We start from the raw sequence: 9421 nt of genomic DNA, 5'->3' as shown, positions 1-9421 counted from the left end.
CTCCCGCCACATCCACGCGGCGTGCTGCGGTCCGTTTGCGACACCGTGAGTGCGCTCGGCGAGCTTATCTTCATTACGGTTGCCGGCCCCGTCAGCCATGGTTGCGAAGTTACCCATATCGAGCCCTGCGCAGAAGCCTTTGCCGTCGCCAGAAAGAACCACTACCCGCACATCCGCGTTATCTCTTATTTCTTTGCCGGCCTGCTCAATGGCAGCGAACATCTTGTCGTCCAGCGCGTTCATTTTGTCGCCGCGGATTAGGCGCACGTCTGCAACGTGATCGCACACGCTTATTGAGACTCTATCGTTCATAGGTTTTTGCTCCGGGTTTTCTGCGCCTTGGCCACGCAATTTTTACTGACTTCGGTAATCGTTGCGTACCTTGATTAGGGTTTAACGGTTACCGGTGCATCGAGATCCAATACAGCTAGTCGCGGCTGCGTCTGAACTCACGAATGTGCTTGGTCAACCAATTGCCTCTGAGGCTTGTTGTCCGCTCATTGGAGACTACTCATTGGACACAATAGGCATGTTCGATAATGGCATACTTGTTTGTATATGTACAAAGGCGCTAGCTGATTGTTAGACATTTAATACCTTTAATTAACAATAGATTACAGTGCCTACTTAAAATATTTATTATCCTTTAGGTGTGCCAGAAAAGCGCGAAATCAATAATATGGAGAGTCTCAATGTCAGAGTATCTAAATAAACTATTCACACTGGACGGAAAAACCGCTCTGGTGACCGGTGGTGCCAAGGGCATTGGTCGAATGATCTCTGAGGCGTTATTGCAATCTGGCGCTCGAGTATTCATATCTTCGCGTTCTGCGGTAGATTGCGAGGCCGCGGCTGCAGAGATGTGCAACTTTGGTGATTGTCGCGCGTTCCCGCAGGATCTATCCAAACTGGAGAACATCACGGCGCTGGTGGCAGATGTCGAAGCAGCGGGTTTTGGACTGGATATTCTGGTCAATAACTCGGGTGCTACCTGGGGTGCTCCGATCGACGGGTTTCCCGAGTCTGGGTGGGACAAAGTGATGGACTTAAACGTGAAGTCACCCTTTTTCCTCGTGCAAAAATTGTTGCCGCTCTTAAGCGCGGGGGCATCTAGTGCTGACCCTGCGCGAATCATCAATATCGGATCTATCGCGGGCATGATGGGCAAGCCTGGGGGCGCGGCGTACTCTTATATGGCAAGTAAAAGCGCTATTTTGCACCTGACCCGCGGCCTCGCTTTTGACCTCGCAGATCGCGACATTACGGCGAATGCCATCGCTCCGGGTCTGTTCCCTAGCAAAATGAGCAATCATCTTACCGGCGACGAGGAAGCGAGGAGGGTTTCGTCCGCTGAGATTCCATTAAGGCGCATAGGCACGCCGGACGACATCGGTGGAGTGGCGGTTCTCCTATGCAGTAAGGCGGGGGCATACATGACTGGGAGTGTTGTTACGGTCAGTGGCGGGCTGGATCTTTAGGCCAGTCCTCATCCTACGCCGGCGTCATCTTTTGAACTGGTTCACATTTTTGTCCGTGACGTTGTGATCAAGCTCACACGCGTGCCGCAGTACGCTATGAGCGCCACCCAGTTACGTTTATTTTGACTCCTTAATCAAATTCAACGAGATCTTCGCTTGCAGAGGATTTTGTGGGAGTTAAGGAACCAGATATGTTTGGCAAGGTGATTACAGGAATACTCGTCTTTGGCTTGGCCACGAGCGCTCATGCGGGTCTCATCAACCTCGTCCAGAACGGTGAGTTCAGTGACACAGCAATCAACCCGGCAAAGTGGAATCCTACGGAGGTTGCCCACTGGGATAGCAGCGAAGGGGAGATTGAGATTTGGAATGAGAGTTTTCAATGGGGCACAGACCTGGGCAGCGATGGCCTCGCCACAGGTCAGCATGCCGAGATTACCTGGAAAACTGATAAATCGGAGATCTGGACGACCTTCGTGATTCCAGAGTGGTTCGCTGCGGGCTCTACAGCGCACTTCAGTTTTGACTATCAGAACCGCAAGTCGAGCGGGATCTTGGCTAGCGTGAACGTAAACGGAAAAGCGGCGACCCCCTTTAGCGTGTCGAGCGATGGGTCATGGCAAAGAATGAGCACAGGCATCGACGGCCTTGTTTCAGGGGACAACGTTCAGCTCCTGTTCCGCTCTCAGGGAGGTGGTTCTTCCGGAGCACACATCGATCAGGTTGAGTTCAATGTTGCGGTTCCTGTGCCCGGCACCGTCGCGCTATTGGGCTTGGGTCTGGCGGGTCTTGGGTTTTCTCGGCGCAAAACCGCGTAAATTTATACGGTTCACTCCTAGGTCCTATTTTTAGGGCCTTTTTTTTGCCTACAAGTATTTGCGCTGTGCGCTTCGTACCTTTTCCAAGTAGCGACGAGTTTCCGCAAAGGGATGGTCGGTGGTGAGCCGGCGATACACGTCCGAAGGGTTTATGGCGTTGATACGCCGAACGGCCACGGAACTGTTCCCATCAAAGGCCCGTAAGGCATTCCCAACCCCGCCGTTGTAAGACGAGATCGCGACAAATTGTCGGCTCTGTGGGTCGTCAATATTATTGAGATAGGTGTCGTCCAGCAGATGCAGATAGGCGCTACCAATGTCGATATTAAAATCGGCCTTGAACAACTGCTGCTTCGAGGGTTCTCCCTTAAGATTTTTGACCCGTTGATAAACGTCCCTACCTGCGGATGCAGGAACAACCTGCATGAGGCCGTAAGCGCTCGCGGAACTAACCGCGTAAGGGTTGAACGCGCTTTCAACCTCTATCACGGCATAGATTAAAGATGGATCAACCGCGTAGCGGCGAGATGCGGTTAATACAAAATCGGCGTACTCAAGTTCACGCAGGTGCAAGTGATCCTTGACCAAGGCGACTCGTACACTGCGTAAAACCTTGCCGTTTTGCCTGCTTGTTTTTAACACTTGGGTTACCAGGTATTCAGCGAATCGTTCTGCACGCCACTGCCATCGAATCGGCTGATCATCTGCGTCAAGTACCTGCCCAAGGAGGAAGGGCTCGCCATCGACCGGCGGACTCGCATCGGTGAAGATGTCTTGAACGCTCATATCGCGGGTGGTGAGCAGGGTGCTGACAATAGCTTGTCGCAACTTATCGATAGGGTCGTCTGACGCGATTGTCTCGACCTGCAGCCAGCCCGCGTCGAAATCAATGATTGCTCTCGCTTCGTAGGCATTACTGTATTTAACGTAGCGGTGGTCAGAGGCGACTTCTGGCTCTTTTTCTCCCCAGATTTCCACCAGTACGCCACTAACGGCCTCTATTAATTCTGGCAAACCTTCGATGTCCGTGGGAATACCCTGACGTTGCAACTGATCCTCGAGAACCGCACGGGCGATACGTTCGGGATCTCCACTCAGGGTGGCATCGATGACGGTTTGGGAAGGGTTTGCACAACTTCCCAGCATAAGCCCGAGGCCCAGGGTCGCGATGATCACGCGAAGCGTCATTGAAAGGTTCCTGCAGTTCCTTTAACAGAGCTCAGCATACCGACTTTCTGCTGACTAAGAGATCCTTCTGTCTGCACCTCGATAAAAGTTACTACTCAAGTCAGCTTCGACAAAGCATGAACAGTGACGGCCCAATACCGTTTGGCTGTCGTAAGTATTTGCGTAGTGCAAGTTACTGCGACGAGACAGTGCTTCCAACCAAGCGGCGCACTCCGTCTAATCAGTTTATCCCTTAAAGGACATGGTTATGAAAACGTTACAGAAGATTCAATTCGCAATGCTATTGATGGTCACTTCGGTGTTTGCTCAGGCAGCCCATCACGAAGGTGGTCATGATATGCCCACGCAGAACATCGTTGAAATCGCCGCTGGCAATGACGACTTCTCTACACTGGTCGCAGCTGTAAAGGCCGCAGGCCTCGTGGATGTGCTGGTAGGTGAGGGCCCCTTCACCGTGTTTGCGCCGACCAACGCTGCGTTTGCTAAGCTGCCTGCGGGCACAGTAGAAACGCTGCTGAAGCCAGAGAACAAAGATCAACTCGTCGCTGTACTCACCTATCATGTCGTCGCCGGCAAGGTCATGGCGGCGGACGTAGTGACTCTGGATAGCGCGGTAACGGTACAAGGCGAGTCGGTAAGCATCTCAGCGACTGATGCAGGCGTTATGGTAGACGCGGCGACCGTCGTGATGACTGACCTCGAAGCGACTAACGGCGTCATTCACGTGATCGATACGGTCATTTTGCCCGGCGCCTAAGACCTCTAGCTGGATCTAGCGCAGCTTTTGATTACATGAACTGTTGCTCGCACTGAAGAGCACACATACCTTAAGAGCCCACATAAGTTAAGAGCCCACATCAGTGGGCTCTTTTGTTATGTCAGTTTCAGAAAGAGAGAAGTTTATGTTCGGAATGTTCAAAAAGGACCCGCTAAAAAAACTCGAGCAAGAGCGTACAGACTTGAGTACCCGCGCATTCCAGGCGCAACGAAACGGTGACATTCGCACCTATTCGGCCTTAACCGCCGAAGCAGAAGCTCTTAAAGACAAAATCGACGCTTTCAAAGCCGAGGCATCGGAATAAGCGATTCGTGAATGGCTTAGGCAGGGGTCTCCAAGACTCGCTGGAGTAGGAGCAGCTTTAACTAGACTAGTTGGAGAAGGCAGAACGGATCATGCCCAAGCCACTTACCGTGAAGATGGTGGCAGTGATAGCCTCAATCCGCCGGCGAAATCGCGTATAGCTGATCATCACTCCCTCGACAGAAAATATGAATGAGTAAAGCGCGTTAGTGATAAATCCAACCGCGATGCAGGCAATAGTCGGAGCTGTCAGACTGCTGGCGCTAGCGTTGCCATCCAAGCCTATCGACAGTGCGGCCATCCACGCAATCACGGACTTTGGGTTGGACATGTTGAGCAGTAACCCTCGCAAGAACCATCGCCGGCTAGTGTTTGCAGTGTTCGGCGCGCGCTCGTCACTGAGCGACGACCGGGCTGAAAGGTACGCCAACCATAACAAGTACGCACCCCCGAAGACTTTCAGCGCCGTTAACAGATAAATAGAGCTTTGCAGTAGCGCTCCCATGCCAGTGACTGCGATCAGCCCCCAAAAGATCAAGCCGCAAGAGAGTCCTAATCCATAGACGAGGCTGGGTTTTCGGCCATAACTCATCGCGATCGCGGCGTTCGAAAGAGTCGCAGGACCGGGCGAGGCGGCGATAACGAAAAAAGCCAATGCGGTTGAGCTTAGAGGAAGTAGCTCCATCAGGTTGATTTCCTATAAATGATAAAGATTCTTGGTCTTTTGCTTACTGTTTGCTGAGAAAGAGCTGATATAGCTGCGATATGTCTTCGGGGTTCCAAACTCGAAAGCCGGCTTGCGACAGTCTCTCAAAATCTTCAGATGTTGGCAGCGAAAAGTAGGGTTTTGAGCTGGGTCCCTGAGCCGTGCTCGCGAGGTTTTTACCGGCAGCAAGATCCTCTATGGCGTTATTCATCATGGAGCAGCCGGAAGGATAAAGCTGAAGCACGTGCCACAACAAAGATTTCGATTTATCGACGGCAATCAGTCTTTGATCAATGATTGCTCCCGTATCGATGGAGGGGGAGTCGATGTAGTGAAGCGTGCAACCTACTTCGGTCTCTTGATTTACAAGAGAATGGAGCGTTGTAAGAATCCCTCGATAGTCCGGTAGTAGTCCAGAGTGAAGATTAATAACTCCAAGTGTCGGGACCTCAATCGCTGGTTCGCGGAGAATCGATCCAAACCTGATTGAAAGCGCTACGTCGGGCGCTGAGCGCCGAAACGCTTCAAGCTCCTGCTCTTTATTTATGTTCTTGCAGGTTCTAATAGGCTGCTCGGCTAATTCGCTAAGCTCCTTAAAACTCAGATATCTTCTGCCGGACTGTGGTTGCAGCTCAATCAATTCTTCAATGGTGTTTTTAAACAGCTCTTGTTCGAAGAACCTCATCTCCTGAAGGCCTTGAGGAGCCTGGTAGCCTTCTGAGGGAGCACCTACAGCGTCAGACAGAAAGATCGTGAAGCTGTGCTGCGAGAGCGTCGGTAGCAGCAGGTTCAGCGCTATGTTGCTGTGAAGGTCTCTATTGGCGAGGACGGTAATACGCATTGCGGTCTTTAGTAGAGTTGGTGCTCGTCACTCGCGCTGAGCGCTTGCCAATGAACAATAACGCTAAGGTAATGCCTTCGTTGTAAGATAAACAGCCTTTTGACTCATTCGGAGACCAGGTTGATGCTCAAGCGTCCGTCTATGCGTTCATTGTTCTTTCTGGGATTTTTCCTGTTGCTGTTGTCGGGCTGTAGTAGTGAGCAGATTTACACCGCTATTCAAGACAATCAGCGTTTTGAATGCAGCAAACTGCCTGAAGCACAGGCCGAAGACTGCGCGAGTCAGTACGACACGAGCTATAGCGAGTATGAGGAAGCGCTGGAGAGTGCTGCTAATGACAATAAGCAGTGAGGTGTGTTCATGCGTTGTCTAGCTGGTATTTTCATTTTCGGTCTGTTTCTCAGTAGTGTAGCCACTGCACAATCCCACATTCAGTTGCCTCTCCGTAGCATAGGCCCCGCGGGTATGAGTGGACGAATCACCTCGATAGCGGTGGTCCCATCCAACAAAAACATCTGGTACATCGGCTCGGCATCGGGTGGCCTATGGAAGACAGTGAATGCTGGTACGACTTTCGAGCCAATCTTCGATGCTCAACCCGTGCAATCTATCGGCGCCGTAGCCGTAGCACCGTCCCAGCCGGAAGTTGTGTATGTCGGCACGGGAGAGGGCAATCCTCGAAACTCCCAGTCTAGTGGCAACGGCCTCTACAAAAGCGTTGATGGAGGCAAGAGCTGGGAGCACTTGGGTATCGAGCAAAGTCGCAATGTCCATCGTCTGATAGTCCATCCCAAAAACGAGCAGGTTGTTTGGGCTGGTGTTTTGGGTGACCCCTTCAAGGCAACTGACAGTCGAGGCGTATACAAATCGGTGGACGGTGGCGAGAGTTGGCGTCGAGTGCTGTTTAGCAACAGCCGAAGCGGCGTAGCGGACCTTGTGATGGACCCCCGCAATCCCGATAGGCTGATTGCCACGCTATGGGAGTTTCGTCGCAGCCCCTGGGACTCTGCTTCCGGTGGTCCTGGATCAGGACTGTATGTGAGTAGCGATGGCGGTGAGTCTTGGGCAGAGCTTGGTGAGGCATCGGGCCTTCCGAAAAAGCCCTATGGCAGGATAGGAGTCGCGATTGCACCCTCTGAGCCTGATCGTGTCTATGCCTTGATCGAATCCAAAAAGAACGCGCTGTATCGGTCTGATGATGGTGGAGTGTCTTGGTCCATGGTGAATACCGAAACTATAGGCAGCCGTCCTTTTTACTTTGCTGAAATTCATGTGGATACGCAAAATCCGGATCACGTCTATAACCTCTACTCACGCCTGGCACGATCTAATAACGGCGGTACGGATTTTGAGGTGATCGAAGACTGGGGGATGGAGGTGCACGCTGACCACCACGCTTTCTGGATCGACCCAGATGATTCAAGTTTTATCATCGACGGTACCGATGGTGGTTTGTACTGGTCGCGGGATCGGGGCGATAACTGGCGCTTCGCAGAGAACTTACCTCTCGGACAGTTTTATCACATCACGGTTGATGACGCGGTTCCTTATAAAGTCTATGGAGGCCTTCAAGATAACGGTACCTGGTACGGTCCCAGTGAGGTTTGGAATAGAGGGGGTATTCGCAATAGTTACTGGCGAGAATTAGCGTTCAACGACGGTTTTGATGTGGTCCTTGGGGGGCAGGGTGATCCATGGGTCTACGCATTGTGGCAGGGCGGTATGCTTGTTCGCATCAATACGCTGACAGGTCAGCGAAAAACCATCATGCCCGTGGCAGATGCGCAGCCTTTGCGTTTTAACTGGAATGCTGCAATTGCAGCTAGCCCCTTTGATGCGGCTACGCTCTTTATCGGTAGTCAGTTTGTTCATCGTAGTAACGATCGCGGTGCTTCCTGGGACGTGATTAGTCCTGATCTCACGACTAACGACGCTACTAAGCAACAGCAACATTTGTCCGGTGGTCTGTCTATCGACGCGACAGCGGCCGAGAACCATACGACGATCACTGTGATCGCCCCCAGCGAACTAGAGAAGGGCTTGCTTTGGGTTGGTTCGGATGACGGTCGAGTGCACCTCACTCGAAGTGGCGGTGAATCCTGGGCGGATGTCACCGCTAATCTGCCCGGTGCGCCCTTGGCGGGTTGGGTTAAACAAATAATACCCTCGAGTTACTCGGCGAACGAAGCGTTCGTGGTGATTGATAACCACCTGCAGGGCGACACGACCCCGTACCTCTTTCGTACTCAAGACTACGGGGTGACGTGGGTCAATGTGCTAAAAGATCAGCACATCCCGGCCTATGCTCTGTCATTTGTACAAGATGCCGTTGAGCCGCGTCTGATGTTCCTGGGCACAGAGTACGGACTTTACGTATCTCTCGATGAGGGGGTGACTTGGCAGCAGTGGACAAAAGGTTACCCAGCAGTCTCAACCATGGATATGGCGGTACAGGAGCGAGAAGCAGACTTGGTGGTGGCAAGTTTTGGTCGCAGTATTTGGATACTCGATGATCTTACGCCCTGGCGAGTCCTGGCGGGGGAGCCAGAATTAACAGAGGAGTCTTTGCAACTTTTTGCACCTCCCGCGAGCTATCAACCGGTGATCGATCAGGCGATTGGCCAACGCCTATCTCCTGACAACCTGTATTCCGGTAACAACAACGGCCGCCAGGCGCTGATTAGCTTTTGGATAAATAACGAAGAAGTCGAGACTGTCACGGTATCCATAACGCAAAAAGATCAGCTTGTGCGCCAATGGGAGCAGCACGTTGAGCAGGGGATGAATCGTACATTCTGGGACTTGCAGTGGGCAGGGCAAGAAATCTATGGGCCGCTTATGAGTCCTGTACTGGAGCAACCGTTGGCTGCACCGGGTGTGTATACCGTAACGATTAGCGCGGGCACGCTTAAACGCAGTAGCGAGCTCCGGCTCTTGGCTGACCCGAGAGTTAAACACGAGGAAGGCAGCTATCAACAAAACTTGAAGTACCGTCAGGCCATTGAGTCTTTGCAGACTCAATCAAAGGACGTGCTGAAGGTATTGGCCTGCATGGAAGAGCGTCTGGAGCGTGACGTTGAGCTTCCTGAGAGAGCGTCAGCTCAGTTACATAAGAAGATAGTCGCCGTGTGGGAGCTTATCGCGTTTCGTGATTTTCAGGGCGTTATCAGTGATTCAGGCAAGCTGTCTCATCGTCTAAGTAAAGCTTTTTACTACACGCACTCGCCCTATGAACGCCTGACTGATAACGATAGACAGCTACTGAGCTCGCTGGAGGGTCAGACGCAAGAGGTGTTGAAAGCTTTTGGC

The 9421-nt window shown here is 52.1% G+C and carries 10 protein-coding genes; 6 read left to right on the top strand and 4 right to left on the bottom strand.

Annotated elements, in window-relative coordinates; translation table 11 throughout:
* On the bottom strand, positions 1-312 hold a 312-nt coding region (locus tag AB8B76_RS04090; RefSeq protein WP_405270534.1), incomplete at its 3' end, for an enoyl-CoA hydratase-related protein.
* 380 nt (positions 313-692) lie between these two features.
* Here AB8B76_RS04090 and AB8B76_RS04085 point away from each other — a divergent pair.
* Together AB8B76_RS04085 and AB8B76_RS04080 are read left to right on the top strand one after the other, a co-directional pair.
* Positions 693-1478: an SDR family oxidoreductase gene (locus AB8B76_RS04085; RefSeq protein ID WP_405270533.1), complete on the top strand. Its 786-nt coding sequence runs from the start codon at positions 693-695 to the stop codon at positions 1476-1478.
* Positions 1479-1669: 191 nt separating this feature from the next.
* On the top strand, positions 1670-2296 hold the full coding sequence (locus tag AB8B76_RS04080) for a PEP-CTERM sorting domain-containing protein (protein WP_405270531.1): 627 nt from the start codon (positions 1670-1672) through the stop codon (positions 2294-2296).
* A gap of 48 nt (positions 2297-2344) precedes the next feature.
* Here the strand turns inward: AB8B76_RS04080 and AB8B76_RS04075 are convergent, their stop codons facing one another.
* Complete coding sequence (locus tag AB8B76_RS04075) at positions 2345-3484, bottom strand: murein transglycosylase domain-containing protein (RefSeq protein WP_405270529.1); 1140 nt, start codon at positions 3482-3484, stop codon at positions 2345-2347.
* Between the two features lie 247 nt (positions 3485-3731).
* Between AB8B76_RS04075 and AB8B76_RS04070 the strand changes: the two genes are divergently transcribed.
* Positions 3732-4241, top strand: a complete 510-nt coding sequence (locus AB8B76_RS04070) for a fasciclin domain-containing protein (protein ID WP_405270527.1) — start codon at positions 3732-3734, stop codon at positions 4239-4241.
* A gap of 118 nt (positions 4242-4359) precedes the next feature.
* Positions 4360-4566 carry a DUF6435 family protein gene (locus AB8B76_RS04065; RefSeq protein ID WP_405270525.1) on the top strand — a complete coding sequence of 69 codons (207 nt, stop codon included), beginning with the start codon at positions 4360-4362 and terminating at the stop codon, positions 4564-4566.
* Positions 4567-4632: 66 nt separating this feature from the next.
* On the opposite strand, the gene AB8B76_RS04060 is transcribed toward AB8B76_RS04065, so the two are convergent.
* Entirely contained in the window at positions 4633-5250 is a 618-nt protein-coding gene (locus AB8B76_RS04060) for a LysE family translocator (RefSeq protein ID WP_405270523.1), read from the bottom strand.
* Positions 5251-5293: 43 nt separating this feature from the next.
* A complete protein-coding gene (locus tag AB8B76_RS04055) occupies positions 5294-6112 on the bottom strand; it encodes a formyl transferase (RefSeq protein WP_405270521.1) in 819 nt (272 codons plus the stop codon).
* Between the two features lie 123 nt (positions 6113-6235).
* Here AB8B76_RS04055 and AB8B76_RS04050 point away from each other — a divergent pair, with 123 nt between their 5' ends.
* Both AB8B76_RS04050 and AB8B76_RS04045 read left to right on the top strand, forming a co-directional pair.
* Entirely contained in the window at positions 6236-6463 is a 228-nt protein-coding gene (locus tag AB8B76_RS04050; protein WP_405270519.1) for a hypothetical protein, read from the top strand.
* A 114-nt stretch (positions 6464-6577) separates the two neighbouring features.
* A partial coding sequence (locus tag AB8B76_RS04045; protein WP_405270517.1) for a sialidase occupies positions 6578-9421 on the top strand: 2844 nt, incomplete at its 3' end.

The sequence above is a fragment of the Congregibacter sp. genome, assembly GCF_045107095.1.
In the GTDB taxonomy this organism is placed as follows: Bacteria; Pseudomonadota; Gammaproteobacteria; order Pseudomonadales; family Halieaceae; genus Congregibacter.
The sequence above is the reverse complement of the archived record's forward strand: the minus strand, read 5'-3'. Positions and strand labels throughout refer to the sequence as shown.

Bases quoted from the DNA above. Each gene is read 5' to 3' on its own strand.
- AB8B76_RS04060 (WP_405270523.1), bottom strand. From the start codon at position 5,250: ATGGAGCTACTTCCTCTAAGCTCAACCGCATTGGCTTTTTTCGTTATC.
- AB8B76_RS04075 (WP_405270529.1), bottom strand. From the start codon at position 3,484: ATGACGCTTCGCGTGATCATCGCGACCCTGGGCCTCGGGCTTATGCTG.
- AB8B76_RS04055 (WP_405270521.1), bottom strand. From the start codon at position 6,112: ATGCGTATTACCGTCCTCGCCAATAGAGACCTTCACAGCAACATAGCG.
- AB8B76_RS04080 (WP_405270531.1), top strand. From the start codon at position 1,670: ATGTTTGGCAAGGTGATTACAGGAATACTCGTCTTTGGCTTGGCCACG.
- AB8B76_RS04070 (WP_405270527.1), top strand. From the start codon at position 3,732: ATGAAAACGTTACAGAAGATTCAATTCGCAATGCTATTGATGGTCACT.
- AB8B76_RS04065 (WP_405270525.1), top strand. From the start codon at position 4,360: ATGTCAGTTTCAGAAAGAGAGAAGTTTATGTTCGGAATGTTCAAAAAG.
- AB8B76_RS04085 (WP_405270533.1), top strand. From the start codon at position 693: ATGTCAGAGTATCTAAATAAACTATTCACACTGGACGGAAAAACCGCT.
- AB8B76_RS04050 (WP_405270519.1), top strand. From the start codon at position 6,236: ATGCTCAAGCGTCCGTCTATGCGTTCATTGTTCTTTCTGGGATTTTTC.